Here is a 24874-nt window from a genome sequence, read left to right as displayed (position 1 = left end):
GGGGATTAGAGCATTTAAGACGCTTTGTATTACGTTTCGGGAAAAATCAGGCAACAAAAAACCAACTGTTTACCGCCATTTGTATAAAGAAACTCGGCCTGAGCGCTCGAAACCGTTACCCTATGCAGCTGTTTTTTTGCATTTCTTCGAGGTAGCACCCGTGTTTTCCCAATTCGCCCTGCACGAACGCCTGCTCAAAGCCGTGGCCGAGCTGAAATTTGTCGAGCCAACGCCTGTGCAAGCCGCGGCCATTCCGCTGGCGCTCCAGGGGCGTGACCTGCGGGTGACGGCGCAAACCGGTAGCGGTAAAACCGCTGCATTCGTTTTGCCCATCCTCAACCGTCTGATCGGCCCGGCGAAAATCCGCGTCAGCATCAAGACCCTGATCCTGCTGCCGACCCGCGAACTGGCCCAGCAGACCTTGAAAGAAGTTGAACGCTTCTCGCAGTTCACCTTCATCAAGTCCGGCCTGATCACCGGCGGCGAAGACTTCAAGGTCCAGGCCGCGATGCTGCGCAAGGTGCCGGATATCCTGATCGGTACGCCGGGCCGGATGATCGAGCAGTTGAACGCCGGCAACCTCGACTTGAAAGAAGTTGAAGTCCTGGTGCTCGACGAAGCCGACCGCATGCTCGACATGGGCTTCGCCGAAGACGTTCAGCGTCTGGTGGACGAGTGCACCAACCGTCAGCAGACCATGCTGTTCTCTGCCACCACCGGTGGTTCGGGCCTGCGCGAGATGATCGCCAAGGTCCTGAACAACCCTGAGCACTTGCAGCTCAATGCGGTCAGCCAGCTGAACGACACCACCCGCCAGCAGATCATCACCGCTGACCACAACCAGCACAAAGAACAGATCGTCAACTGGCTGCTGGCCAACGAGACCTACCAGAAGGCCATCGTCTTCACCAACACCCGGGCCATGGCCGACCGTATCTACGGCCGCCTGGTGGCGCAGGAATACAAAGCGTTCGTGCTGCACGGCGAGAAAGACCAGAAGGATCGCAAACTGGCAATCGACCGCCTTAAGCAGGGCGGCGTGAAAATCCTCGTGGCTACCGACGTCGCCGCTCGCGGTCTGGACGTAGATGGCCTGGACCTGGTGATCAACTTCGACATGCCGCGCAGCGGCGACGAATACGTGCACCGTATCGGTCGTACTGGTCGCGCCGGTAACGATGGTCTGGCCATCTCGCTGATCTGCCATGGCGACTGGAACCTGATGTCGAGCATCGAACGCTACCTCAAGCAGAGCTTCGAGCGCCGCACCATCAAGGAAGTCAAAGGCACCTACGGCGGACCTAAAAAGGTCAAGGCCTCGGGCAAGGCCGTCGGCGTGAAGAAGAAAAAGACTGACGCCAAGGGTGACAAGAAGAAAACTGCCGCCAAGACCCCGACCAAGCGCAAGAGCGCCAACCGGCCGAAGAGCGATTCCCTGGTCAGCAAGGACGGCATGGCCCCGCTCAAGCGCCGCAAGCCGGAAGCGCCGGCGGCTGAGTAAGTCGTTGCAAGCGACGCATAAAAAACCCGGACAGTGTCCGGGTTTTTTATGTCTGATGATTATCAACTCTCGGTTTTCTTTTCTGCCGAGTCCAACTCCTTCAAGCGCTGATCGATTAACTGACACTTGTCCGGCAGGTCCTTGGCGGCAGTGCCCAGGTCCATTTTCTGCAACTCGTCGTTGATCTCCTTGGCCTTGGTCGGGTTCTGCTCGGTGAGCCTGGCCACTTCCCGGGCCAGTTGTTCGCGTTTGGCGGTGGCTTCCTCGAGGGTGCAGGCCCAGGCGGGCAGGGCACAGGCGAGGGTAGCGGCGAGAGTGAGCTTCTTCAGCAGTGGTTTCATGGGGGCGGGCCTCAGCTCCAGTCAAGGCGGGTTATTCGGTTGAGCGTTGGCCCCTGGGGAAAGTTCAGCCTGTGATATTTGGGTTGGTTGTCAGCGCCTTTTCGCGGGCAAGCCCACAGGTTTTGTGAACACCGCAGAAACTGTGGGAGCGTGGCTTGCCCGCGAAGGCCGTGCCTCGGTGTCTGGGGCTAACCACCATGGCAGCAGCTCGACTTCTCCTGTTCCTCATATTTGTCGTGATGCCGCACCCACTCCATGATTTCCTCCTCGTTGCGACCCTTGGGCGTCAGGTCGAGGTAGTTGTAGGCGCCGACCAGCATGTCCAGGCCCCGGGCATAGGTGGAGTAGGTATGGAAAATTTCGCCGGCGTCATTGCGATAAAACACGCTGAGACCGGGGAGTTCCTCCTCGGCGCCGTCGGTTTTTTCGTAGTTGTATGTAGCCTTTCCGGCGGCGACGTCTTCGGCTCGGGCGGTGACGCCAAAGTCGTAGTTGAAATCGCAGCCTTCGGACGATACCCAGTCGAACTTCCAGCCCATGCGCCGTTTGAACGCCTGGAATTCGGCGAACGGTGCGTGGGAAACCGCTACCACGGCCACGTCATGGTGGGCCAGGTGCTGGTTGGCGCCGTCGATGTGATCGCTCAGGTACGAGCAACCGGGGCAGCCCTCATCCCAGCCCTCGGCGAACATGAAGTGGTAGATGACCAACTGGCTGCGCCCCCCGAACAGGTCCGCCAGTTTCAGTTCGCCGTCGGGTCCCTGGAAGTGGTAGTCCTTGTCGATTTTCACCCAGGGCAGGGCGCGGCGTTCGGCGCTGAGTCTGTCCCTTTCCCTGGTGAAGGCTTTTTCGTGGGCCAGGTGCTCTTTGCGGGCGGCGACCCATTCTTCCCGCGATACGACGGGATGGTTCTGAATGTTCATGTTGTTTTCTCCTGCTTGGGGCGGGGAGGTGACTTACACAGCCTAGTCGTTTGGCTTGCATGGATTTCGACATGCCGCCGGTCGGTCGTCTGCAAACGCCCGGCTGAACGGTGGCCGGGCGTACCGGTCACAACCTGTAAGGCCCGTTCAATTGCACGGGCATCAATCGAACCGACACCGGAGGTTGAATCAGGATGACGACTTACAACTGGGACTTGATTGAGCGCTTGCTGCATGAAGTGCAAAACAGCGCGGGCCACAGCTTCACGCCGCGGCCTTACGCCGAACAGCATGCCGCGCAGAAGGCCGCGGAAGGCGAGCCGATTGAAAATCTTGATCACTTGAAAACGGTGGCTGGAGAGTACGAAAAGTTACTGTTGGCGCGTGGCTATATCGCGCCGCGACCTGAAGACGAAGGTGGCACGGGCACCAATTACATTCTGACGGCGCGGGGTTCGCGTTTGTTGAGCCTGATCGACAGCAGTATTCCCGGCAATGATCACCCGCGGCAGGTGCTGGACGAGCAGGAGGATGCGCTGGATGAGATGACGTTTGATGAGGTAGCGTCGAAAGCGCAGATTGCCTGATGTTGTGTGATCCCCTGTGGGAGCGAGCAGGCTCGCTCCCACATGCGTCTTGTGTTGCAGTCAGTCTTGTTTCGCCGCTTTCAGGCACTTCAAGTCGTTGAAGTCCTTCCTCACACCTTCAATTTTCTTCAGCAAACGTGCCCGCTGGCTCGGCGTGCTTTCAGCCATCAGATCCACGAACAGTGAACGCGCCTGGGCTTCGGTGTTGGTAAAGGCCTGTCGATAGGCAGGTGTCCACAACTTCTCGCGATTGACCAGAAGTGTCTCGATTCGTTGTGGGAATTGTGGACTCTGGCGTTGGGCAACGGCCGCGCTGAACTGCTTCTGCCAATGGACCCGGTTGGCAAGCCACTGGGTGTTCTGATCGCCCAGGGCGCTGGACCATGTGGCTACCCGCTGTTGCTGGGTGGTGCTCAGTGGCCCGAGCCAGTCATTCAGGCGCTTCTCCATGCGCGCGCCGCGCTCCTTGATCTGCTGGTCGAGGGAGGGTTTGAGGTATTCCTCCTGGCGTTTGCGCCGGTCCTTGGCGAAGGCGTCGTTCATTTCGGCGACTTGCTTGTCATCCAGCCTTTGCAGCAACTCGATGGCCGACGGGGTGATTTCTCGCGCGGTCTCTGCGATCGCCTGTTCGGCTTCGTGGGCGCGGGCCTGCAAGGCGGCATCGGTGACCTGGTTGGTAGCGACCATGGTTTGCAGGCGGTCCAGCCAGTCGAGATAGCCGGGCAGTTGGGTGGTGCAGTGCCAGCTCAGGTGTTCCTTCAGGCGTTCATCCAGCCAGATTTTCTGCTCGCCGTTCATGTCCAGGTAGTCGCTGAGCGTCCAGGGGATGATCACATCGAGATTGCGGTAGGCCAGGCCCACGCGGCTGCACGCGCCGAGGGCGAGGGTAACGGTCAACACAACGGCGAAATGCTTGAACCAGCGGGACATGGGCGATTCCTTGCGAAAGCCAGTCTTCGGGGTCTGATTCTCATGTGAACCCGGGAGGAGCCCGGCAGTTCAGCCGATCAATAGAACGCGTGTTCGGCCTTGAGCGTCACCAGCCCTTCGCACTGGCTGTTGTGCCCGGCATAGGCCGAGCAACCGCTGCCGCTCAGGCTGGAGTCACTGTAGATCAGGTCAAGGTCGATGCCCATGAACGGGCGGGACAATTTCAGCGACCAATCGGTAAAACTGCCTACATACCCGCCATCCACCGCCACTGGCGTATTGAATTGGTGGGTGGTGTATTTCAGGCTGATGCCGACACCGAACGGTTGATTGCCGCTCAAGTCAGCGAACAGGGTGTTGTTCTGTTTGTCCGGGTCATTGCTCAAGGCGATGCCGAAACGGTTGCCGAGCAAGGTCAGGCCACCGAACAGTTCCTGGCTGTCAGGGGTCGTGACTTCGGGGTAGCTGTAGCGGATCAGGCCCACTTCGTAGCCGAGGGTTTGGTCGAAGGGTTGTTTAAAACCCATGTAGGAGTCGATCTCGAGGTCTTTCCCCGGGCTGATGCCCATGCTGGGCGACCATTGACCCGCGTAGAAACCGCTGTCGTGGCTCAGGTCCAGGCCACCGTGAAACGAGCCGACGGCCGAGGGTTTGACCAGGCCCTGGGCCATGCTGCGGGTGGGGGTGGTGCCAAGCTTGAGGTCGAAGCCCCCCACCTCACGCTGAAAGATTTGTGCCTGTGCTACGGAGCATGCCAGCAGGCTGCCGAGTAATGCCGAAAGGTAGAAAGATTTGAGCATGCGTCACTCCATGAACTGCGAGGGCAGGCTGGTGAACCCGCTGAAACGCTTGATCCAGACGTGTGCAAGGATACCGGCGAATAATCGGCAATGAAGGCCGTTCGTCGATTTCTACGGGATTTGAGGGAGTGCCGGAGGAGTAACGAGGGTTCCAGTCCAAGCGCTTCGAAGCTCAAAGCGCTTTGGGACCAGGTGACGCGAGGGGGATTACTTTTTGCCCAGGGTGATCTGCTTGGACGGGCCGAACGTCTGGCCGCTGACGCCTTTGGCAATTTGCTGGATTTCACCGCCGGACTTGAGGAACGCAGCGATCTGGCTGTTGATCGATTCGCTGGTTTCGACGGCTGGAGCTGGCTTTGCTTTGCTGGTGGATGCTTTTACGCGCATGGCGGCCATTAACCTGTAGAAAATTAACTTGGCCAGGCATCGTACAGGAGTTGCCTGATAATTGCTTGGCAAATATCCCCTCGGCATATTCGTGAGGTCGGGGTAATTAGTCCCCGGCCAATATTCGAAATATGCACCTAAGCCGCTGTTTTAACTAATAACATTGCCTGGAAAAATACCGCATCACGCTTGCCTGGGCATGGCGTAAATGCCCGGAACGGCCTGACGAGCGGACGGGGTGCGATGAAAACCCGGGAAAATTAAGGGCTTCAGGGAGATTTTCTCGCGCCACCGGGCCGGCTGCCGAACGCGGCGCTTAAAACCGGGTAGAATGCCGCCCACGCAATGAGGGTATTGGACATGGCTTTAGTCGGGCGTTACAACAGTTTGCAAGTGGTTAAACACACTAACTTCGGTTTATATCTGGACGGTGGCGCGGATGGCGAAATCCTTCTGCCTAATCGTTATATTCCAAAAGATATTCCTACCGAAGATGAAGACTGGCTCAACGTTTTTGTTTATCTGGACAGCGATGACAAACTCATCGCAACTACTGAAAAGCCGAAAGTTCAAGTCGGTGAATTCGCCAGTTTGAAAGTTGTTGAAGTCAACAGCATCGGCGTATTCCTGGACTGGGGGTTGCCGAAAGACCTGTTGTTGCCGTTCTCCGAAGAGAAGCGCCAGATGACGGCGGGCGAGTATGTGGTGGTGCACGTCTATCTCGACAAGCACACCCGTCGCATCACCGCGACCGCGCGCCTGGACCGCTACCTGGACAAGACCCCGGCCAACTACACCGCGGGCCAGGAAGTGGATCTGCTGGTGGCCGAAGCCACGGAAATGGGCTTCAAGGCCATCATCAACAACAAGCATTGGGGCCTGATCCACAAGAACGAAATCTTCAAGTTCATGCGCGCCGGTAAAGAAGAAAAGGGCTTCATCAAGGAAGTTCGCGCCGACGGCAAGATCAGCCTGAGCCTGCAACCGGTTGGCCAGGAAGCGGCCACCAGCCTGAACTCGAAGATCCTCGCCAAGTTGCGCGAAAACAACGGCAGCCTGGCGGTGAGCGACAAGAGCGATCCGGCGTTGATCAGCAGTCTGTTCGGTGTCAGCAAGGGCAACTTCAAGAAGGCCATCGGTGCGTTGTACAAGAATGGCCAGATTGTCATTCATGCCGATCGCATCGAACTCAGTTGATGCGCTGACAAGACAGAGGGTCAGGATGGCGCAAGCAGAGAAGTAGAGGTCTCTGGCAGGCGGCATTTTCTGGCCTTCTGGTTAATAATCGACAACATGATTCTTCGCCCCGGTGTTTTCTTTTCAACGAGAAGGCCGGGGCTTTGTTTTTTTTCTGCCGAGTCTTTGCCATGGATTGTGTCTTCGAGGTGTTCCGGTGAGCGCCACCCGGCGCAGCGCCGACGGGTTTGCCCTGCAAGTGATGGTCGGGTTGTGCCTGATCTGGGGCGTGCAGCAGGTGATGATCAAGTGGGCGGCGGCCGATATCGCGCCGGTGATGCAGGCGGCCGGACGTTCCGGTATGTCGGCGTTGCTGGTCGGGCTGCTGATCTGCTGGAAGGGCGGCTGGAACCAGGTGGGTACGACCTGGCGCGGCGGTCTGTTGGCCGGTGCCTTGTTCGGCCTGGAGTTCTTCTTCATTTCCGAAGGCCTGCAACTGACCACGGCGGCGCACATGTCGGTGTTCCTCTACACCGCGCCGATCTTCACCGCATTGGGGGTGCACTGGTTGCTGCCCAGTGAGCGATTGCGGCCCTTGCAATGGCTGGGGATTGTCCTGGCGTTTATCGGGATTGCCATCGCGTTTGCCGGCGGGGTGTCCTGGGACAACCTTGATTACCGCATGTTGATGGGCGATGCCTTGGGTGTGCTGGCGGGTGCCGCCTGGGGCGCGACCACGGTGGTGGTGCGCGCCTCGCGCCTGTCGGAAGCGCCGGTGACCCTGACGCTGTTCTATCAGTTGATTGTCGGCTTCTTCGGCTTGTTGTTGATTGCGCTGCTCAGCGGCCAGATCACCCATGTCAGCCTGACCCATGTGGCGGTGGCCAGTGTGCTGTTTCAGGGCGTGGTCGTGTCGTTCTTCAGTTACCTGGTCTGGTTCTGGCTACTGCGCCGTTACCTGGCGGCCAACCTTGCGGTGTTTTCGTTCATGACGCCGTTGTTCGGCGTCACCTTCGGTGTGGTTCTGCTCGGCGAGGAACTGAGCCTGAACTTCGTCATCGGTGCCGTTCTGGTATTGGCGGGCATCACGTTTGTCAGCGCCGAGCAGTGGTTGCGCCGTCGTTTGCGCAAAGCCCTCGGGCAGCATTGACCGGCGCGAGCAATAGACCGCCGGCGATCAACAAGCCGCAGCCGGCGACCACCAGTGCCGGCTGTAAACCGCCACTGAAATGACTACTCAGCGCCGCCAGCAATGGCCCGCTGAGCTGGCCCACGGCAAAGCAGGCTGTCAGCAGGCCGGCATTGCGCTGGGTGGCATGGGGCGCCAGTTCCCGGGAGCGTTGCATCACCAGTTGCATGCAGGCCAGGAACGGCGTGCCGCACAGGATCACACCCAACGCCAGGCCTGGACCGTTGCCCAGCAGGCAGGCGAACACGCCAGCGGCTTGCAGCCATAACGTCGCCATCAGCCAGTGACCCGTGGCGCCAGGTTTTTGCCGACGCAGACTCACCAGCACCACACCGGTTGCCGCAGCGAGGCCAAAGCATGGCCAGAACAGGTCGGCCTGCCATTGGCCATGGAATTGCGCGTTGGCCATTTGCGACAAAAAGGTCGCGGGAATGATGTAGCCCAATCCGTACAAGGCATAGATCCAGCCCAGGCGAGCGATGCCTTGATTGCCCGAGGCGCTGGCGCTGGGTGCAGCAGTCGCGGTGACACTCGGTTGTGGCAGGAACGGCAGGATCCCCAGCAGCATCGCCAGCCCCGTGGCGGCGTACACCAGCCACAAGGTGGCAGAAGTCTGGCCCAGCAGATTCGAGCCCAGGGCCAACAGACCTGTCAGAAAAATTCCCAAACCGGGTCCGGCGAAGACCAGGGCTCCGAGCCGAGGACGACCGGCCGCTGCCGCGAGGGGTTGGCTCAGGGCGGTAATCATCACCAACACCCAGGCGCTGGCCACGCCGGTGCCAAAGCGCAGCAACAGGTGCGACCAGAAACCATTGGCCCAGAACGACGCCAGGGTCAGCAGCACGCACAGCCACAATCCGCCGAACAAGCGTCGGCGCACTTGTGCCGGACGCCGGGAAAACATGGCATCCACTGCACCGATGAAATAACCGAGGTAGTTGGCGGCGGCGATCAGCCCGGCGGCAGTCAGGTCGATCTGGCCTTCGCTGAGCAGGTGCGGCAATTGTGGTGTCAGGGCAAAGCGGCCGATGCCCATGGCCATCATCAGGGCAACGAAGCTGGCGGATAAGCGGATCAGGGGAGACATGGTCTGGAGTCCGTCTGGAGGATCAATGACCGTCAGGCTAGGATTGATTGACTTTCTTTAAAAATGAATAATATTGAGTAACTTGTTCTTTTTTGGAGAATGTCGTGGAGTTCAGCCAATTGCGCATCTTCCAGGCGGTGGCAGAGGAAGGATCCATAACCCGTGCCGCCGAACGGCTACATCGTGTTCCGTCGAACCTGTCGACCCGGCTCAAACAGCTGGAAGAGCAGTTGGGTGTCGAATTGTTCCTGCGCGAACGTCAGCGCTTGCAGTTGTCGCCTGCGGGAAAAGTCCTGCTGGACTACACCGCCAGGCTGTTTGCCTTGCGCGACGAAGCCAGCGCGGCAGTGCAGGGCGGGCAACCGGCGGGAGACTTCGTGCTCGGCACCATGTACAGCACGGCGGCGATTCACCTTCCGGGGCTATTGGCGCATTACCACCGTTTGTATCCGGCGGTGAACCTGCAAGTACAATCCGGCCCCAGCGGTGAACTGCTCGAAGGCCTGCTCACCGGTCGACTCGATGCGGCGCTGGTGGATGGCCCGCTGGAACTGGCCGGACTTGACGGGGTGCCCTTGTGCGACGAGCGCCTGGTGCTGATCAGCGAGGCCGACCATCCGCCCGTGCGCAGCGCGCTGGATGTGCAAGGTCGTTCGGTGTTCACCTTTCGCCAGGGCTGCTCCTACCGCATGCGCCTGGAAGCCTGGTTCGCCCATGATCATGCGGCCATGGGCCGGGCGATGGAGATCGAGTCCTATCCGGGAATGTTGGCGTGTGTAATTGCCGGTTCCGGTGTGGCGCTGATGTCGGAGTCGATGCTCGCCAGTCTGCCGGGCCGTGAGAGTGTGGCCGTACATCCTTTGGCCGAACCGTTCGCCAGTGCTACCACCTGGCTGATGTGGCGCAAGGGCATGGTCGGGGCCAACCTGAATGCCTGGATCGAGCAGCAACAGGTGGTTTTTCCACCGGCACATGTACGGGCGCAGGACATTGCCTGAACGCAGGCTGATTTTGATGGATTCAGTAACAGATCATTGTGACTTTGCGCGAGCATTGCGTAGGACTTCGGACTATTATCTGTACGAAGGGGCTACAGTACTTTGGCCGCTCGGCACTACCCTGAAGGGGGCATCATGAAAGAGAAAATCCAAAACTGGCTGCATGACTTGGGCGTTGCTCTCGGTTTGATCGAGCCGCCTCTGCAACCCGTGCCTGTTCGTACTGACGACGAACAACGTCGGCGCCAGCAGCGGCGCCGGTAATGGCAGATAACATCTGACAGGTGAAAGGTTTTCCCATGGCGAGGGAGCAAGCTCCCTTGCCGCTTCGTGTACGTTTGATTACCAGACTTAGTACCGCCCGATCTCCAGCAAGAACCGGCTTAAATCATTCACCGTCCTGGCGGTCTTGAGCATCCGGTCTTCTTCCGCGGTAAACGCCGTGACACCCAGTTCATCTTCCAGATGGAAGATCAGTTCTTCGATATCTTTTTTATCCAATCCCAACTGCGCCAGGCTGGCGTTGTCGTCGAAGTCATCCCGGCCTTCCAGCAGGCGACTGATGTAGCGATGTACGACAGCACGAAGGGCAGCTTCTTTCATGATCGTTCTTCGACGAGGTGGGTGCAGTTCTCCCTGCCGATGCAGTTCCTGCCGTTGAGTACAGCAGGCTTTAGCCGTGTGAGCGCTGCCATTGGTCGATCATGCTACGCAAATACTCCCCGGAAAAACTGCCGAAGTGCCCGCCATGCACTGTGCGGATCGATAGCGTGTGCAAACGTTGCAGGCTGCGGGCGTAGTCATCGAGATTGGAGTGGTAGGCGTCTTCGATTAGCGGGCCGTCGTAGATGATGTCGCCGCTGAACAAGGTCTCTGTGGCGGCTTCGTACAGGCAGATGCCACCGGGCGAGTGTCCCGGTGTGTGCACGACCTGCAACACCCGATTGCCCAGGTCCAGCACATCGCCATCTTCGACAAACCCCGTGGCCGGTGCGGCCTTGACCCGGTATTCGGCGTAGCACAGCGGGCAATCGGGGTGCGCCTCGAACATGTCGTCGCCGACAAAGGCTTTGCTCAGGTCGTTGTTGCCATCGGGTGCCGCGAGAATGTCCGCCTCGGCCGGATGCACCAGCCGTTCAGCGAATTCGTGATGACCGGCGATGTGATCGAAATGGCAGTGGCTGGCCACGGCCACCAGCGGCCGCTCGGTGATCCACGGCAGTTGCTCGCGCAGGCTGACCAGGCCCGAGCCGCTGTCCAGCAGCAGGTCTTTGTCACGTCCCTGGATATGCCAGAGGTTGCAGCGGTAGAAGGGGCGGATGTACGGCTCGTGGATCAGGCGGATGCCGTCACTGAGCGGTTTCACCTCGAACCACTGGTCACGAGAAACAATCTTCATGAACGTTTTCTCCAGGCGAAAAAAACGAGTGTGGCAACCGACGCCACACTCGTCGAAGAAAGCATCAAGTCGTTATGTTCAGCTTAGGCAGCGCTGGCCACTGCTGCCGTGCGGCGGGACATCAAGCTCACCACCACGAAACTCACCAGGCCTACACCGAGGCTGTAGTAGATCGGGGTGTTGGCGTCCAGACCGTCCTTGAACATGAACAGCAGCGCGGTGGCGAAGCCCATGCCCATGCTGGCGATAGCGCCGGCGGTGGTAGCGCGTTTCCAGAAAATCGCACCCATCAGCGGGATCAGCATGCCGCCTACCAACAGGTTGTAGGCCAGGGTCAGGGCGCTGATCACGTCGTTCACGATCAGAGCGATGCCCAGTACCACGATGCCGGTCAACAGGGTGAACAGGCGGTTGATCGCCAGGCTCGACTGTTTACCGCCACGCAGTTTCGGCAGCAGGTCTTCGGTCAGGGTGGTGGCGGCGGCCAGCAGGCCGGCGCTGGCGGTGGACATCATGGCGGCCAGTGCGGCAGCGATCACCAGGCCACGGATACCGTCCGGCAGGGACAGTTTCACGATCGCAGCGAAGGCGTTGTTGACGTTGTCGAGATCCGGGATCAGTACGTGCGCAGCCATGCCGATCAAGGCGCAGGCCAGGCCGTAGAGGATGCAGTAGATACCGGCAGCGGTACCGGCAACCTGAGCCACTTTGGCGGTCTTGACGGTGAACACCCGTTGCCAGATGTCCTGACCGATCAGGATGCCGAAGAAGTAGATCATGAAGTAGGTGATGATGGTGTCCCAGCCGATGGTGGTGAAGCTGAAGCTCGCCGCCGGCAGTTTCATTACCAACTCATCCCAACCGCCAACGCGGTACAGGCAGATCGGCAACAGGATGAACATCAGGCCGACAGTCTTGATCACGAACTGAACGATGTCGGTCAGGGTCAGGGACCACATGCCGCCAATGGCCGAGTAGATCACCACGACGCCGCCGCCGAGCAGGACCGAGATCCAGAACGGCAGGCCGAACAGCACTTGCAGCACGGTGCCGATTGCCAGGATCGAGGTCACGCCGATCATCAGCGCGTAGGCCAGCATGATTACCGCGCTCGCGGAGCGGGCCATCGGGTTGTAGCGTTTTTCCAGGACCTGGGTAACGGTGTAGATCTTCAGTTTCAGCAGCGGTTTGGCGAGGAACAGGTTCAGCGCCACGATCCCGCAACCCAGTGCGGCACACAGCCAGAAGCCGGAGATGCCATGCACGTAGCCCAGACGCACGGTGCCCACGGTGGACGCGCCGCCCAGGACGGTGGCAGCCATGGTGCCCATGTACAGGCTTGGGCCGAGGTTACGACCGGCGACCAAAAAGTCTTCGTTGGTCTTGGCCTTGCGCATGCCGTAGTAGCCGAGTATCAGCATCGCGGCGGCGTAGATGAGTACGACGAATAAATCCAAAGCCATTGTGGCGTGTCTCCGATTGTCTTTTTTATGTGAGGCTGAAAATCAATCCCTGTGGGAGCGTGTTGACCACAGGTAGTGCGTTGAATCAGGCGGCTTGACGCATCGCCGGTTTAGCGAGCGAATCCGTGCTCTTGCTGCGAGGGTCGTTCGGACCGAACACTGCGCTCGATTCCGGGAACAGGCTCAGCAGAATCAGGTACACCAACGATGCCAGGCCCAGGGTCACCGGCAGGCTGATGTCGATACCACCGGCCATTTCGCCCAGCGGCCCGACAAACTGACCCGGCAGGTTCACGAAGCACAGGCCAACGGCCGCGCTCGGGATCCAGGCACCCAGGCCACGCCAGTTCCAGCCGTGGGTGAACCAGTAGCGGCCACCCTTCTCGCCGCGGGTGAACACTTGCAGGTCATCCGGGCAGTAGAAGCCGCGACGCACCAGCAGGCCGATGATCATGATCACCATCCACGGGGTGGTGCAGGTGATGATCAGCACGGCGAAGGTCGACACGCTCTGCACCAGGTTGGCCGCGAAGCGCCCGATGAAGATAAAGGCAATCGACATCACACCGATCAGCAACGTGGCCTTGACCCGCGACAGCACCCGAGGGAACACGCTGGACATGTCCAGGCCTGTGCCGTACAGCGAAGTGGTGCCGGTGGACATGCCGCCGATGACCGCGATCAGGCACACCGGCAGGAAGAACCAGCTCGGCGATACCGCCAGCAGACCGCCGACATAGTTGTTGGCCGCGATGTAGTCCGGTGCCTTGACCGCTACGATAGTGGCGGTGACGAGGCCGAACAGGAACGGAATCAGCGTGGCGAGTTGCGCGGCAATCACCGACACCATGATCCGGCCTTTGGGCGTATCACGGGGGATGTAGCGCGACCAGTCACCGAGGAACGCACCGAAGGAGATCGGGTTGCTCATGGCCACCAATGCTGCCCCGATGAACGCAGCCCAGAATCCGGCCTGGCCCATGGCTACGGTGCCGGCGTACTGACTGTCGAATGCAGGGGCGAAAGCGAAAACGCCCAGCAGGAACAGCAGGCTGGCCGCCCACACCGCAATGCGGTTGACCCACAGCATGAAGCGGAAACCATAGATGCACACGGTCAATACCAGCAGCGCGAACAGACCGTAGGCCAGGCCCAGGGTCAGATCGGTTTCCGGTAGATCGATCAGGCGTTTGGCACCGCCCACCAGTGCATCGCCCGAACTCCAGACGGAGAGCGAGAAAAACGCGATAGCGGTCAGCAGCGACAGGAACGAACCGACGATTCGCCCGTGCACGCCGAAGTGCGCACCGGAAGAGACGGCGTTGTTGGTGCCGTTGATGGGTCCGAACAGGCCCATCGGCGCCAGGATCAGCGCACCGAGTACCACGCCCAGCACAATCGCCCAGACGCCAGCCTGAAAGGACAGGCCGAACAGCACCGGGAAACTGCCGAGCACGGCGGTGGCAAAGGTGTTGGCGCCGCCGAAGATCAGGCGAAACAGATCGCTGGGCTTGGCGTCACGCTCATTGTCCGGGATCTGTTCGACCCCGTTTGTTTCGATGCTGCTAAGGCTTTTTTCGTTGTTTTTGTTATTCATGATCAGCTCCGATCATAAAGGCGCGCTCATCGTGCGTGAGCGTCACCTGTGTTGGCTAAGGGGGTGGCAGCCCTTCCGGCATCGCGGATAAATGTTCGTGGCAGGCCAGCCATAGGCCTTGTTGTTCTTGGCCAGACGCTTGTTTCTTGAAAACAATCGTCTCGCGCTCCTGGCTGAAGTGTTGCTCCCCTTGCATGCGCAACTCGGTGGCCACGTCATGGATGAAAATCGCCACGTCACCCTGCAGGCTGACGAAAGCGTTGCTTGAAGCGCACGAGAGCACCTCGAAGCCATCCTCAGAGCGCCAGCCGTCCCACAACGCCTGATAGGCGTCGCGCGACAGCAGGGGCTGTTCGAGGGTGTAGAAGACGAAGCTGGCATCGGCGCTGAACGCGCCGAAGTAGGCTTCGCGATCGTTACGGGCAAAAGCGGACACCAGATCGGCGGCGGCTTTGAGAACCTGATCACGTTCGCTCATGACCGATCCTCAGCGGTGGACTACGCCAGGCAGTACGCAGAGCATTTCGTACAGCAGGTTGGCGGCCAGCAGCGAGGTGTTGCCGGTGGTGTCGTAAGCGGGCGAGACTTCTACCAGATCGCAACCGACCAGGTCGAGGCCTTGGCAGCCACGAACGATCTCGATTGCCTGAATGGTCGTCAGACCGCCGATTTCCGGGGTACCGGTGCCAGGTGCCCAGGCCGGGTCGATGCCGTCGATGTCGAAGCTCAGGTAAACAGGACCGCCGCCGACTTTTTCGCGGACTTCAGCCATCAAGGGCTCCAGCGATTTGTGCCAGCACTCTTCAGCCTGAACCACACGGAAGCCCTGGTTGCGGCTCCAGTTGAAGTCGTCAGCGGTGTAGCCCTGGGCGCGCAGGCCGATCTGCACGACACGGTCCGGGTCCAGCAGGCCTTCTTCAACGGCGCGACGGAAGGTGGTGCCGTGGGCGATTTTCTCGCCGAACATGTGATCGTTCACATCGGCGTGGGCATCGATGTGCACCAGGCCGACCTTGCCGTGCTTTTTATGGATGGCACGCAGGATCGGCAGGGTGATGGTGTGGTCGCCGCCCAGGGTCAGCGGGATCACGCCGTGTTCGAGGATGTTGTCGTAGGACTCTTCAATGATCCGTACGGCATCCAGCAGGTTGAAGGTGTTGATCGCGATGTCGCCAATGTCGGCAACCGACAGCGAGTCGAACGGCGCAGCACCGGTGGCCATGTTGTACGGGCGAATCATTACCGATTCAGCGCGGATTTCGCGAGGCCCGAAGCGGGTGCCGGGGCGCAGGGAGGTACCGATGTCCAGGGGCACGCCTACGAAGGCAGCGTCCAGGCCGGCAGCGGTATTCAAATGGGGGAGTCGCATCATGGTGGCGATGCCGCCGAAGCGCGGCATTTCGTTGCCGCCCAGTGGTTGGTGAAGAATCTTGTCCACGGGTAGGGCCTCATCGTCGTTGTTTTATTTATGTCGGTTGCGCCGTTCACGGAAGGGACGGGCGCACCTTGTGGCGCCGATTCTGCGAAATGTAGTGGCCGGGAAGAATCGCTACGGGCAAATACTTAGTTCAGATTTTTCTAAACTAATGGAAGTGGCGGCGTTAGACTTCACCCCATACGCAAAACCCAATGCCGGGAACAAACCTGGTGGGAGCGAGCTTGCTCGCGATAGCGGTGGGTCAGTCAACATTGATGTTGGCTGTTACGCCCTCATCGCGAGCAAGCTCGCTCCCACAAGGATTTGCATTGAATCGAGCATTGCGCCTCACCCCGAGATCGGAGCATTTCCATGGCCAACGCTTTACCCGACCTGAAACTATTGCGCATCTTCGTCAGCGTGGTGCGCCATCAGGGGTTCGCCAACGCCCAGCAGGAGCTCAATCTCTCGACGTCGGCCATCAGCACCTACATGAGCCAGCTCGAAGCAGCCCTTGGCCTGGTGCTGTGCCATCGCGGCCGTGGCGGTTTCAGCCTGACCAGCAAGGGCGAGCTGTTCCATCAGGAAACCCTGCGTCTGTTGGGCGAACTCGAAGGCTTCGAGCAGTACGCCGCCGCCCTCAAGGGCGAGTTGCGCGGTACCTTGAACCTGGGGGTGATCGACTCCACCGTCAGCGACAAGGCCCTGCCGTTCGCCGAAGCCATCGGCGCCTACAGCCAGGAACACCCGGCCGTGCACTTGCACCTGTCGGTGATGAGCCCTTACGAATTGCAACTCGGCGTGCAGGACAACCGTCTCGACCTGGCCATCGGTGCGTTTTCCACGCGCATGAGCGGCCTGGTGTACATGCCGCTGTACCGTGAACAACACTGGTTGTATTGCAGCACGCGGCATCCGCTGTTCAACGAGCGGCGCATTCCCGAGCAAGTCATCACCCAGCAGCGCATGGTCGGTCGTGGTTATTGGAGCCAGGCCGAACTGGCGCGCCACGGTTTCAAGCACAGTGCCGCGACGGTAGAGAGTATGGAGGCCCAGTTGATCCTGGTGCTGTCCGGCGCCTACATCGGTTACCTGCCGGAGCACTACGCCCAGGCCTGGGCCGACAAGGGTGACTTGCGGGTGCTGCTGCCGGCGACCTTCGGTTATCAAGCGCCGTTCTCGATGATCGTGCGTCGGGGCCGTAGCCGCGAGCCGCTGATCCAGACATTCCGCGACTTGCTTAAAGCTCAACTGAATCAGGCGTAGAGACGATGTCCAGAATTCAATGTCAGCGTTGTCTGCGCCCGCAAACTCATTGCCTGTGCCCGCTGATTCCCAGCCTCGACAGCCGCACCCGGGTACTGTTGTTGCAGCATCCGAGCGAAGTGAATCATGCGTTGAACACCGCGCGTCTGGCGGCGCTTGGGTTGAAGAATGCCGAGTTGATCGTCGGCGAGGTGTTTGAGGATTTGCCGGTGCTGTTGAATCAGTCGGGATATCGGGCGCGGTTGCTGTTTCCCGGCGAAGATGCCCAACCGATGCAGGGTTGTACCGCGACAGACGAACCCTTGCTGCTGGTGGTCCCGGACGGTACCTGGCGCAAGGCACGCAAGATGTTGCACCTCAATCCGCTGCTGGCGGCGTTGCCAAGGGTGACGCTGGCCGAGGGCGGTGTGTCCCGCTATCGGTTGCGCAAGGCACCGGGACCGGGGGCGTTGTCGACGGTGGAGGCGATTGTGCAGGCGCTGGAAACTCTTGAGGCGCCGACTTCGTTTGCGCCATTGCTCAAACCGTTCGAAGCGTTGATCGAGGGGCAGATTGCGGCGATGGGGGAGGAGGTTTACCAGCGTAATCATTCTGAAAAATGATTGGTGGTCTTGCCGGCCTCATCGCGAGCAAGCTCACTCCCACAGGTTCAGTGGCGTTCGCAGATTTTTTGTACGACACGGACACTGTGGGAGCGAGCTTGCTCGCGATGGCGGCAGATCAGTCACTGCAGATACTGCCTACCGCTCCCGCATCGCCTCGGTCCGCGCCTTCAACACCGGCTTGAGCAGATAATCCAGCACCGTTTTCTCCCCGGTAATAATGTCCACCGTCGCCACCATCCCCGGGATGATCAGCAGTGGTTTCACATCCCCGCCCAAATGGTTTTTGTCGGTACGCACCTGAATCAGATAGAAGCTGTTGCCCTTGTCGTCGGTGATGGTGTCAGCGCCGATCAACTCCAGCTTGGCGCTCAGGCCGCCGTAAATGGTGTAGTCGTAGGCACTGAACTTGACCATGGCTTTCTGGCCCGGATGCAGGAACGCAACGTCCTGTGGCCGTACCTTGGCTTCGATCAGCAGGTTGTCTTCCAGCGGCACGATTTCCACCATGTCACTGCCGGGCTGGACCACGCCGCCGATGGTGTTGACCTTCAACACCTTGATGATGCCGTGCACTGGCGAGACCACGGTGGTGCGGGTCACGCGGTCGTCGATGGCGATGCTCGAGGCCGTGATTTTCGACAGGTCAGTGCGTTTCTCGTTCAGCTCTTTGGCGGCTTCCGAGCGGAAGGTCTGCTCCGACTCGTCGATCTTGCTTTTGATTTCGTTGATCGCCGATTCCGCCCGGGGAATCGCCAGTGTGGTGGCGTTCAATGAGCCGCGAATCTCCACCGCGCTGCGTTTGAGCCGCAGGATTTCCACTGGAGACACCGCCCCCGTGCCCACAAGCGGCGCGGACATGTTCATCTCTTGTTGCAACAACGCCAGGCTTGAACTGAATTGACCCTGTTTCGAGCGGAACTCCGCTAACTCCTGGGTTTTTTGCCGAAGTTGTTCGCTCAGGGTGCGCTGCTCGCTGGCCAGTCGCCGTTGCCGCTGTTCGTACAACGAACGCTCGTCTTCAGCCACTTGCGGGGCTTTGGCGATCACTTCTTCCGACAGCTTGAACGGCCGGCCTTCGGCTTCGGCCGAAAGCCGTTCGACCTGCGCGGTCAAGGCAAAGCGATCGGCTTCGCTTTCGCCCTTGTTCGACAGGTAGCGGGTGTCATCCAGGCGCAGCAAGGTGTCGCCCTTGTTCACCATCTGTCCTTCACGGACGAAAATTTCAGTGACGATGCCGCCCTCCAGGTTCTGGATCACCTGAACCTTGCTTGACGGAATCGCCTTGCCTTCGCCCATGGTCACTTCCTGCAACACGGCGAATTTGGCCCAGACCAGTGCACAGACCAACAGCGCGGCCGCCAGCCACACGGTGATCCGCGACCAGCGCGGTGAGTCCTGCAAGGAGGCGCCGGCGGTTTCCGGCATGTACTCGGTTTCGGCACTTTTGTTGAAACTGTCGAAGTAGCCACGGGAACCTTGATCGGCAGACATGGGCGACTCCTAGACGGCCGCAGAGCCGACACGGCCCTTGCGCAGTGCATCGATGACCGCGTCTTTCGGACCGTCGGCGACGATCCGTCCGTTGTCCAGTACCACCAGCCGGTCCACCAGGCTCAGCATCGAGGTGCGGTGGGTCACCAGCAGGATGGTTTTGCCCTGGACCCATCCGTGAAGTTTTTGCCGCAGGACGTCTTCGCTGCTGTTGTCCATGGCGCTGGTGGGTTCGTCGAGCAGCATGATGGGCGGGTCGAGCAACATCGCCCGGGCCATCAATACGGCCTGGCGCTGGCCGCCGGACAACAGTTGCCCGCGTTCACCCACGGGCCGGTCGAAGCCTTGCGGGTGTTGCCGGGCCAGTTCGGTAACGCCGGTCATCTCTGCCACTTCGAGCATGCGTGAGTCGCTGATATAGCGCGCGCCGAGGGTCAGGTTGTCGCGCAGGCTGCCGGCCAAAAGCGGCAGGTCGTGGGCGACGTAACCGATTTGATGGCGCAGGTCGGCGACGTCCAGTTGCCGCAGGTCCAGACCATCGAGCAGCAACTGGCCTTCATCCGGTTCGTAGAAGCCCATCACCAGTCGCGCCAGGGTACTTTTGCCTGAGCCGCTGCGGCCGATGATGCCGATGCGCTCGCCGGGTTTCACACTGAAGCTGGCATTGGCCAGGGCAGGCGCACTTTGGCCGTTGTAGTGGAAGGTTACGCCGACAACATCCAGTGCGCCTTGCAGTTGGGTGCGCTCCAGTGGCCGTTGTCTGGCGTCGCGCTCCTGGGGCAGCCCCATCAGCGCATCGGTGCTTTTCATGGTCAGTTGCGCTTGCTGGTAGCGGGTGATCAGGCCGGCGATCTGACCCAGTGGTGCAAGTACCCGGCTACCGAGCATGTAACTGGCCACCAGGGCTCCGACGCTGAGGTTGCCGGCGATGATGCTGTAGACCCCGGCGACGATGATTGCCATGCCGGACAGTTGCTGGATGAACAACGTGCCGTTAGTGGCCAGGGCCGAGAGGTTGCGCGCGTGGCTGTCGAGGCGGGTGAGGGCGCCGTGGGTGCTTTCCCATTTGTGCTGGCGTTCGCTTTCGGCGCTGCAGGCCTTGAGGGTTTCCAGGCCGCTGAGGGTTTCGATCAGCAGTGCCTGGCGTTCGGCGCCCAGGCTGAGGCTTTTTTGCACGGTATCGCGCAGGCGCACCTGGATCACCATGGCGAAGATGATGGTGATGGGAAACGCCAGCATCGGGATCACCACCAGCCAGCCACCGAGCAGGCCGATCACCAGCAGCATCAGCAGGCAGAAGGGCAGGTCGATCAGGCTGGTGAGGGTCACGGCGGTGAGAAATTCCCGCAGGCCCTGAAAGTCGTGAATGCTTTGGGCGAAGCCACCGATGGTCGCCGGCCGTGCTTTCATCGCCATGCCGGTGATGCGCTCGAACAGGGTGGCCGACAGGATCACATCGGTTTTCTTGCCGGCGGTATCCAGCAAGTGCGCGCGCACAACTCGCAGCACCAGTTCGAAAGCCGTGCCGATCAGCAAACCGATCGCCAGCACCCACAAGGTCGAAGTGGCCTGGTTCGGCACCACGCGATCGTAGGTCTGCATCACGAACAGCGGCACCATCAGTCCCAGCAGGTTGATCAGGAAGCTCGCCAGGATCGCATCGCTGTACAGCCATTTCGACAGCTTCAGCGTATCGCGAAACCAGGCCTGGACCCGAGGCACCAGCGGCGATCGCAAGTCTTCGAGCTCGTGACGTGGCCGGGCGAACAATGCCTGGCCACTGTAGTGTTCGGCCAACTCCTCTGGGCTGAGCCATTGTTCGCCGCCGTCGGCTTCGCTGGGCAGGATCAGCACCTTGCCGTCCTCGCCATAACGACGCAGCACAGCCGTGCGGCCGTTGTTGAGCAACAGCAGCACGGGCAGGTTGAGCGAGGAGATGTCTTTGAGGTCTCGGCGCAGCAAGCGCGCCTGCAAACCGGCCCGGGCCGCTGCGCGGGGCAGCAGGTCCAGGCTCAGGCGTTGGTGTGCCATGGGGAGCCCGGCACTGAGGCTGGCGCGACTGACCGTCGCGCCGTGGAGTTTGCAGAGGATCAACAGACCGTCCAGAAGCGGGTCATCGAAGCTCAGGCGCGGATCGACACCGGTGTTGCCGGGTTCCATGCTGGTCATTGAACCCTCCCGTGCACTACTTCATGTCAGGTAGACGAGCTTCGTTTTTCACTTCGGTCTGGGCGATCGCGTCGGCGGGCAGTACGACCCGTTGCTTGCTCAGCAACTGGCCCATGTTCGCCAGGACACGGTACATCGAGAACTCTTCGGTGTAGCGCACTTCGGTGTAGCGACGGTTGGCGTTGTAGAGCTCGTTTTCGCTGTCGAGCAGGTCCAGCAGGGTCCGTTGGCCGAGGCCGAACTGATCCTGGTAGGCGACGCGCACGCGCTTACTGGTGTCGGCGTATTCACGGGCGGTCGGGGTTTGTTTCTTGGCGTTGACCATGGCGTTCCAGGCCAGGTGAATGTTCTCGTTGAGCTGGCGCAGGGCATTGTTGCGGATGTCCATGGCCTGGTTGATCTTGTGCGAGTCGGAGGCCAGGCGCGCCTTGTCGCTGCCGCCGCGGAACAGGTTGTAGTTCATCACCACGCCGACCCGCCATTCGTTGTCGTGACCTTCCTCACCCTGCAGGTTGTTGTTCGCGCCCACCGCCGCTTCGGCGTCGAAGCGAGGGTAGAACGGCGACTTGGCGACTTCGTACTGGCTTTCGGCCGATTGCACGTCGGCCTGGGCGGATTTCAGGTAAGGGTTGTTTTCCACCATGCTCTGCTGGGCTTCGGGCAGGGTAGTGGGGACTTCGCCGCGAATCGACGGCGGGGTTTCGAGTTCATCGGGCATGCGCCCCACAACGGCATAGAAGTTCGACTCGGCATCGGCCAAATCGACTTCGGCGGTGTCGAGGTTGTTTTCCGCCAGTGCCCGGCGAGCGCTGGACTGGTCGGCATCGGCGTTGCTGCCCACGCCGCGCTGGGTGCGCAGGCCGATCTGGTCGTTGACCCGCAAGTGCGCTTGCAGGTTGTTCTTGGCCAGGGTCACCAGTTCGCGGCGCTTGAGGACTTCGAGGTAAACCTCGGTGGTGCGCAGGGCCAGATCCTGAGCCGTACCCTGAGCGTAATAGGCTCGCGAGTTGACCACGCCTTTGGTGCGTTCGACCTCATTGGAAGTGTTGAACCCGTCGAAGAGCATTTGCCGCAGGCGCAATTCCGACTGGGTGTAGTTGAGAATTTCGGTGTGGTGATTGCCGAACGCCCGGGTATTGGTGTTATCGCTGTACCCGCGTCCGTAGGCGGCGTTCAAATCAACCGATGGATAAAAGCCCCCTTTGGCGACCTTCACGTCCTCATCCGCCGACAGTCGGCTGTCCACCCGGGATGCCAGTTCCGGGTGGGTCGCAATGGTGCTCTGGATCGCTTCGGTCAGCGTTATGGCCTGCGCTTGGGACGAGCAGGCCATGGCCAAAAGAACCGCGCTGCAGACGGGGGTTAATAGGCGCATGTACATCTCCCTGATTCCTGATGGTGCTTGTCTGTCGCCAATTATTTGACGAAATTTACCGGTAAAGTTGTTTCACATCTTTAACAAAAGAGCTAAGAACATTCTGGAGCGTAGCCAAGAAATTTTTTTCATAACGGATATGCCAAAAAAAACTTATGCGCTCTGCAAAATCCAGCACATTGTTCAATTAGAAAGCCCTTGTTTTATGGGCTCTAGGGCGCTCATCAGGGTTTTAGGAAAGTTCCAATCCACTTATCGAAATAGAGCGGAGAAGTGCTGGAGGGGAGGGATGCGAGCGATCTTGTAGTGACGGTTTTTTGTCACTTGAGTGCTTCGAGATCGTTACGCATCGCTCACAGGCAACGTTGTTGCGAACAGGGATCCGATGCCATTGATTGCAGAGGGATTTTCCCGAAATCGTAAACAGCGCCGTGAGCGACTGGCTGGGCGAGATCGTTGCCGGGGCCACGGCTTACTCAAGTAAACCGGCACCCGGAACACGATCCGCCAGACAACCCGCTCGGGCCATGAGCACGTTCTTCGCGCAATCAAGGTGCCGACAGCGGTTGGCGGCGGAGGAAGTGCACATGGCAACGCTCATCGGAATCGTCAGTAAGGTCATCGGTCAGGTGTTCGCGATTGCGAGCGACGGCACCCGGCGTGCTTTGGTCGAGGGGGACCGGCTGTTCGCTGGCGACCGACTGAGCACCGGCGCTGAAGGCGCGGTGGCGGTACATCTGCAAAATGGCCAGGAACTGACCCTCGGGCGCGACAGCAGCATGCAGATGACGCCGCAGTTGCTCGCCAATCAGATTCCCCATATCGACTCAACCGAAGCGGTGACTCCGAGCGAAGCGCAACTGACCGATGTCGAACAGCTGCAAAAAGCCATTGCGGCGGGCGACGACCCGACCCAAACCGCTGAAGCCACCGCTGCCGGGCCTGCCATGACTACCGGAGTACCGGGCGGCATCCCGGGCAGTGGCCATAGTTTTGTCATGCTCGAAGAAGTGGGCGGGCGAGTCGATCCGGTCATCGGCTTCCCCACTGCCGGATTCAATGGCATTCCCGAATTTCCCGAAGAGCGCCTTAACGTTAATCCGGACATCGCTGTAGCGGACGAAGCCCCTGTGGTGCCGCCGCAGGTGCCGAACAATCCGGTCACCTTCGTCGGCCTGTCGGAGCAGAACGGCGAGCGGACTGTCAATGAAGCCAACCTGGCCGACGGTTCGGCGAGGAACGAAGTTTCGCTGACGCGAAGCGGCACCTTCACCATCAATGCGCCAGACGGGCTGACCAGCCTCAGCATCGGCGCAATCAACTTGATCAGCGGCGGTGTGGCGGCAGGTTTTCCGCAATCGATCACCTCACCTCTGGGCAGTACCTTGACCATCACCGGTTACGACCCGGCCACGGGCGTGGTCAGTTACAGCTACACCCTCAACCGTGCCGAAACCCACGCAAGCGGCGAGGGTGCCAATAGTCTTGCCGAACACGTCACCGTGGTGGCCAGCGACAGCAATGGCGACAGCGTTACCGGTACGCTGGAAATCAGCATCATCGACGACGTGCCGCAAGCAGTCGACGACAACAATGGCACCGCTTCGGAAACCCTGCTGACGCTCAACGGCAATGTGCTGAGCAACGACGTGCAAGGCGCCGATCGGGTAACGGTTGGGGAGAGTAGCGGCCCGATCACCCCCGGCACCTTCACCGGCACCTACGGCACCCTGGTGCTGAATGCCAACGGCACATACACCTACACCCTCAACACCAGCGATGCCGACTTCCAGGCATTGCACGGCGGCGGCAATGGCACGGAAACCTTCGCCTATACGCTGACAGACGCCGATGGCGACAGCAGCACCGCCAACCTGGTGCTGCAGATCCACAACAACGATGACCCGATCACGATTGGCGGTTTGAATGCCGGGGGCGGTGAGTTGACCGTCTTCGAGAAAAACCTCAGCGACGGCAGCGCACCGGATGCCACTGCCCTGACCCAGAACGGCACCTTCACCGTCGCCGCCCTCGACGGCGTGACGACCCTGACTGTCGGCGGCATCGCCGTGGTCACCGCTGGCGTGGCCGCCGGTTTCCCGCAATCGATCACCACCCCGCTGGGTAGCACCCTGACCATCACCGGGTTCAACGCGGCGACCGGCGTGGTCAG

At 60.2% G+C, this 24874-nt stretch carries 24 protein-coding genes; 9 read left to right on the top strand and 15 right to left on the bottom strand.

The genetic code is table 11. From position 1 onward, the window contains the following. Positions 1 to 160 precede the first annotated feature (160 nt). Entirely contained in the window at positions 161 to 1501 is a 1341-nt protein-coding gene (locus tag AC1RDQ_RS27180; RefSeq protein ID WP_007972492.1) for a DEAD/DEAH box helicase, read from the top strand. A gap of 62 nt (positions 1502 to 1563) precedes the next feature. On the opposite strand, the gene AC1RDQ_RS27175 is transcribed toward AC1RDQ_RS27180, so the two are convergent. Both AC1RDQ_RS27175 and AC1RDQ_RS27170 read right to left on the bottom strand, forming a co-directional pair. After that, a complete protein-coding gene (locus AC1RDQ_RS27175) occupies positions 1564 to 1842 on the bottom strand; it encodes a hypothetical protein (protein ID WP_349737031.1) in 279 nt (92 codons plus the stop codon). Positions 1843 to 2030: 188 nt separating this feature from the next. Next, on the bottom strand, positions 2031 to 2765 hold the full coding sequence (locus AC1RDQ_RS27170; RefSeq protein ID WP_349737032.1) for a DUF899 domain-containing protein: 735 nt from the start codon (positions 2763 to 2765) through the stop codon (positions 2031 to 2033). Between the two features lie 194 nt (positions 2766 to 2959). Here AC1RDQ_RS27170 and AC1RDQ_RS27165 point away from each other — a divergent pair, with 194 nt between their 5' ends. Next, positions 2960 to 3352, top strand: coding sequence for a transcriptional regulator (locus tag AC1RDQ_RS27165; RefSeq protein WP_090453744.1), 393 nt, complete (start codon positions 2960 to 2962; stop codon positions 3350 to 3352). A gap of 60 nt (positions 3353 to 3412) precedes the next feature. Here the strand turns inward: AC1RDQ_RS27165 and AC1RDQ_RS27160 are convergent, their stop codons facing one another. The 3 genes from AC1RDQ_RS27160 to AC1RDQ_RS27150 all read right to left on the bottom strand — a co-directional run bounded on the left by AC1RDQ_RS27160 (position 3413) and on the right by AC1RDQ_RS27150 (position 5478). Next, on the bottom strand, positions 3413 to 4282 hold the full coding sequence (locus AC1RDQ_RS27160; RefSeq protein ID WP_492588623.1) for a DUF6279 family lipoprotein: 870 nt from the start codon (positions 4280 to 4282) through the stop codon (positions 3413 to 3415). Positions 4283 to 4359: 77 nt separating this feature from the next. Next, a complete protein-coding gene (locus AC1RDQ_RS27155; RefSeq protein WP_492588622.1) occupies positions 4360 to 5082 on the bottom strand; it encodes a TorF family putative porin in 723 nt (240 codons plus the stop codon). A 207-nt stretch (positions 5083 to 5289) separates the two neighbouring features. Then, positions 5290 to 5478, bottom strand: a complete 189-nt coding sequence (locus AC1RDQ_RS27150) for a PFL_1563 family small protein (protein WP_015096330.1) — start codon at positions 5476 to 5478, stop codon at positions 5290 to 5292. A 351-nt stretch (positions 5479 to 5829) separates the two neighbouring features. Between AC1RDQ_RS27150 and AC1RDQ_RS27145 the strand changes: the two genes are divergently transcribed. Together AC1RDQ_RS27145 and AC1RDQ_RS27140 are read left to right on the top strand one after the other, a co-directional pair. After that, positions 5830 to 6666: a CvfB family protein gene (locus tag AC1RDQ_RS27145; protein ID WP_407516785.1), complete on the top strand. Its 837-nt coding sequence runs from the start codon at positions 5830 to 5832 to the stop codon at positions 6664 to 6666. Between the two features lie 196 nt (positions 6667 to 6862). Then, a complete protein-coding gene (locus tag AC1RDQ_RS27140; protein WP_057715964.1) occupies positions 6863 to 7795 on the top strand; it encodes a DMT family transporter in 933 nt (310 codons plus the stop codon). Here AC1RDQ_RS27140 and AC1RDQ_RS27135 read toward each other — a convergent pair. Then, a complete protein-coding gene (locus AC1RDQ_RS27135; protein WP_090453750.1) occupies positions 7740 to 8921 on the bottom strand; it encodes an MFS transporter in 1182 nt (393 codons plus the stop codon). The two genes, AC1RDQ_RS27140 and AC1RDQ_RS27135, sit on opposite strands and share 56 nt — an antisense overlap. Positions 8922 to 9025: 104 nt before the next feature. Here AC1RDQ_RS27135 and ptrR point away from each other — a divergent pair, with 104 nt between their 5' ends. Together ptrR and AC1RDQ_RS27125 are read left to right on the top strand one after the other, a co-directional pair. Further along, the gene (gene ptrR, locus AC1RDQ_RS27130; protein ID WP_057715962.1) at positions 9026 to 9919 is read left to right on the top strand and encodes a putrescine utilization regulator PtrR; all 894 of its coding nucleotides are present in this window, start codon (positions 9026 to 9028) and stop codon (positions 9917 to 9919) included. A gap of 135 nt (positions 9920 to 10054) precedes the next feature. Beyond that, entirely contained in the window at positions 10055 to 10183 is a 129-nt protein-coding gene (locus tag AC1RDQ_RS27125) for a PA1414 family protein (RefSeq protein WP_007972508.1), read from the top strand. Positions 10184 to 10270: 87 nt separating this feature from the next. Here AC1RDQ_RS27125 and AC1RDQ_RS27120 read toward each other — a convergent pair whose 3' ends face one another. The 6 genes from AC1RDQ_RS27120 to speB form a co-directional block, all read right to left on the bottom strand. Beyond that, positions 10271 to 10522, bottom strand: coding sequence for a phosphopantetheine-binding protein (locus AC1RDQ_RS27120; protein WP_150813377.1), 252 nt, complete (start codon positions 10520 to 10522; stop codon positions 10271 to 10273). A 70-nt stretch (positions 10523 to 10592) separates the two neighbouring features. Then, positions 10593 to 11318: an MBL fold metallo-hydrolase gene (locus AC1RDQ_RS27115; protein WP_492588620.1), complete on the bottom strand. Its 726-nt coding sequence runs from the start codon at positions 11316 to 11318 to the stop codon at positions 10593 to 10595. Positions 11319 to 11401: 83 nt separating this feature from the next. Then, on the bottom strand, positions 11402 to 12781 hold the full coding sequence (locus AC1RDQ_RS27110; protein ID WP_057715959.1) for a sodium:solute symporter family protein: 1380 nt from the start codon (positions 12779 to 12781) through the stop codon (positions 11402 to 11404). An 85-nt stretch (positions 12782 to 12866) separates the two neighbouring features. After that, the gene (locus AC1RDQ_RS27105; protein WP_218496977.1) at positions 12867 to 14378 is read right to left on the bottom strand and encodes a purine-cytosine permease family protein; all 1512 of its coding nucleotides are present in this window, start codon (positions 14376 to 14378) and stop codon (positions 12867 to 12869) included. Between the two features lie 55 nt (positions 14379 to 14433). Continuing rightward, complete coding sequence (locus AC1RDQ_RS27100; protein WP_492588618.1) at positions 14434 to 14856, bottom strand: YybH family protein; 423 nt, start codon at positions 14854 to 14856, stop codon at positions 14434 to 14436. Positions 14857 to 14865: 9 nt separating this feature from the next. Further along, positions 14866 to 15816 carry an agmatinase gene (gene speB, locus AC1RDQ_RS27095; RefSeq protein ID WP_492588617.1) on the bottom strand — a complete coding sequence of 317 codons (951 nt, stop codon included), beginning with the start codon at positions 15814 to 15816 and terminating at the stop codon, positions 14866 to 14868. 351 nt (positions 15817 to 16167) lie between these two features. Here speB and AC1RDQ_RS27090 point away from each other — a divergent pair, with 351 nt between their 5' ends. Continuing rightward, positions 16168 to 17061: a LysR family transcriptional regulator gene (locus AC1RDQ_RS27090; RefSeq protein ID WP_007972518.1), complete on the top strand. Its 894-nt coding sequence runs from the start codon at positions 16168 to 16170 to the stop codon at positions 17059 to 17061. A 5-nt stretch (positions 17062 to 17066) separates the two neighbouring features. Then, positions 17067 to 17663: a tRNA-uridine aminocarboxypropyltransferase gene (locus tag AC1RDQ_RS27085; RefSeq protein ID WP_492588616.1), complete on the top strand. Its 597-nt coding sequence runs from the start codon at positions 17067 to 17069 to the stop codon at positions 17661 to 17663. A 138-nt stretch (positions 17664 to 17801) separates the two neighbouring features. On the opposite strand, the gene AC1RDQ_RS27080 is transcribed toward AC1RDQ_RS27085, so the two are convergent. The 3 genes from AC1RDQ_RS27080 to AC1RDQ_RS27070 are packed head-to-tail and all read right to left on the bottom strand — an operon-like array spanning position 17802 to position 22701. Next, on the bottom strand, positions 17802 to 19157 hold the full coding sequence (locus AC1RDQ_RS27080) for an HlyD family type I secretion periplasmic adaptor subunit (RefSeq protein WP_407516790.1): 1356 nt from the start codon (positions 19155 to 19157) through the stop codon (positions 17802 to 17804). Between the two features lie 9 nt (positions 19158 to 19166). Then, positions 19167 to 21326 carry a type I secretion system permease/ATPase gene (locus tag AC1RDQ_RS27075; RefSeq protein ID WP_057715954.1) on the bottom strand — a complete coding sequence of 720 codons (2160 nt, stop codon included), beginning with the start codon at positions 21324 to 21326 and terminating at the stop codon, positions 19167 to 19169. A 16-nt stretch (positions 21327 to 21342) separates the two neighbouring features. Beyond that, positions 21343 to 22701 (bottom strand): TolC family outer membrane protein, encoded by a 1359-nt coding sequence (locus AC1RDQ_RS27070; RefSeq protein WP_057716654.1) that lies wholly within the window; start codon positions 22699 to 22701, stop codon positions 21343 to 21345. A 587-nt stretch (positions 22702 to 23288) separates the two neighbouring features. Between AC1RDQ_RS27070 and AC1RDQ_RS27065 the strand changes: the two genes are divergently transcribed. Beyond that, positions 23289 to 24874: retention module-containing protein (locus AC1RDQ_RS27065; protein ID WP_492588614.1), on the top strand; the 1586-nt coding region annotated here is incomplete at its 3' end.

It is taken from the genome of Pseudomonas sp. GW823-FHT02E01 (assembly GCF_058797535.1).
The sequence above is the reverse complement of the archived record's forward strand: the minus strand, read 5'-3'. Positions and strand labels throughout refer to the sequence as shown.

What these genes read in the sequence shown, in the direction of transcription:
- AC1RDQ_RS27160 (WP_492588623.1), bottom strand. Translation starts at nt 4,282, where the DNA reads ATGTCCCGCTGGTTCAAGCATTTCGCCGTTGTGTTGACCGTTACCCTC.
- AC1RDQ_RS27070 (WP_057716654.1), bottom strand. Translation starts at nt 22,701, where the DNA reads ATGCGCCTATTAACCCCCGTCTGCAGCGCGGTTCTTTTGGCCATGGCC.
- AC1RDQ_RS27115 (WP_492588620.1), bottom strand. Translation starts at nt 11,318, where the DNA reads ATGAAGATTGTTTCTCGTGACCAGTGGTTCGAGGTGAAACCGCTCAGT.
- AC1RDQ_RS27145 (WP_407516785.1), top strand. Translation starts at nt 5,830, where the DNA reads ATGGCTTTAGTCGGGCGTTACAACAGTTTGCAAGTGGTTAAACACACT.
- AC1RDQ_RS27105 (WP_218496977.1), bottom strand. Translation starts at nt 14,378, where the DNA reads ATGAATAACAAAAACAACGAAAAAAGCCTTAGCAGCATCGAAACAAAC.
- AC1RDQ_RS27085 (WP_492588616.1), top strand. Translation starts at nt 17,067, where the DNA reads ATGTCCAGAATTCAATGTCAGCGTTGTCTGCGCCCGCAAACTCATTGC.
- AC1RDQ_RS27155 (WP_492588622.1), bottom strand. Translation starts at nt 5,082, where the DNA reads ATGCTCAAATCTTTCTACCTTTCGGCATTACTCGGCAGCCTGCTGGCA.
- AC1RDQ_RS27120 (WP_150813377.1), bottom strand. Translation starts at nt 10,522, where the DNA reads ATGAAAGAAGCTGCCCTTCGTGCTGTCGTACATCGCTACATCAGTCGC.
- AC1RDQ_RS27090 (WP_007972518.1), top strand. Translation starts at nt 16,168, where the DNA reads ATGGCCAACGCTTTACCCGACCTGAAACTATTGCGCATCTTCGTCAGC.
- AC1RDQ_RS27110 (WP_057715959.1), bottom strand. Translation starts at nt 12,781, where the DNA reads ATGGCTTTGGATTTATTCGTCGTACTCATCTACGCCGCCGCGATGCTG.
- AC1RDQ_RS27135 (WP_090453750.1), bottom strand. Translation starts at nt 8,921, where the DNA reads ATGTCTCCCCTGATCCGCTTATCCGCCAGCTTCGTTGCCCTGATGATG.
- AC1RDQ_RS27080 (WP_407516790.1), bottom strand. Translation starts at nt 19,157, where the DNA reads ATGTCTGCCGATCAAGGTTCCCGTGGCTACTTCGACAGTTTCAACAAA.
- AC1RDQ_RS27175 (WP_349737031.1), bottom strand. Translation starts at nt 1,842, where the DNA reads ATGAAACCACTGCTGAAGAAGCTCACTCTCGCCGCTACCCTCGCCTGT.
- AC1RDQ_RS27170 (WP_349737032.1), bottom strand. Translation starts at nt 2,765, where the DNA reads ATGAACATTCAGAACCATCCCGTCGTATCGCGGGAAGAATGGGTCGCC.
- AC1RDQ_RS27125 (WP_007972508.1), top strand. Translation starts at nt 10,055, where the DNA reads ATGAAAGAGAAAATCCAAAACTGGCTGCATGACTTGGGCGTTGCTCTC.
- AC1RDQ_RS27075 (WP_057715954.1), bottom strand. Translation starts at nt 21,326, where the DNA reads ATGACCAGCATGGAACCCGGCAACACCGGTGTCGATCCGCGCCTGAGC.
- AC1RDQ_RS27150 (WP_015096330.1), bottom strand. Translation starts at nt 5,478, where the DNA reads ATGGCCGCCATGCGCGTAAAAGCATCCACCAGCAAAGCAAAGCCAGCT.
- AC1RDQ_RS27165 (WP_090453744.1), top strand. Translation starts at nt 2,960, where the DNA reads ATGACGACTTACAACTGGGACTTGATTGAGCGCTTGCTGCATGAAGTG.
- AC1RDQ_RS27100 (WP_492588618.1), bottom strand. Translation starts at nt 14,856, where the DNA reads ATGAGCGAACGTGATCAGGTTCTCAAAGCCGCCGCCGATCTGGTGTCC.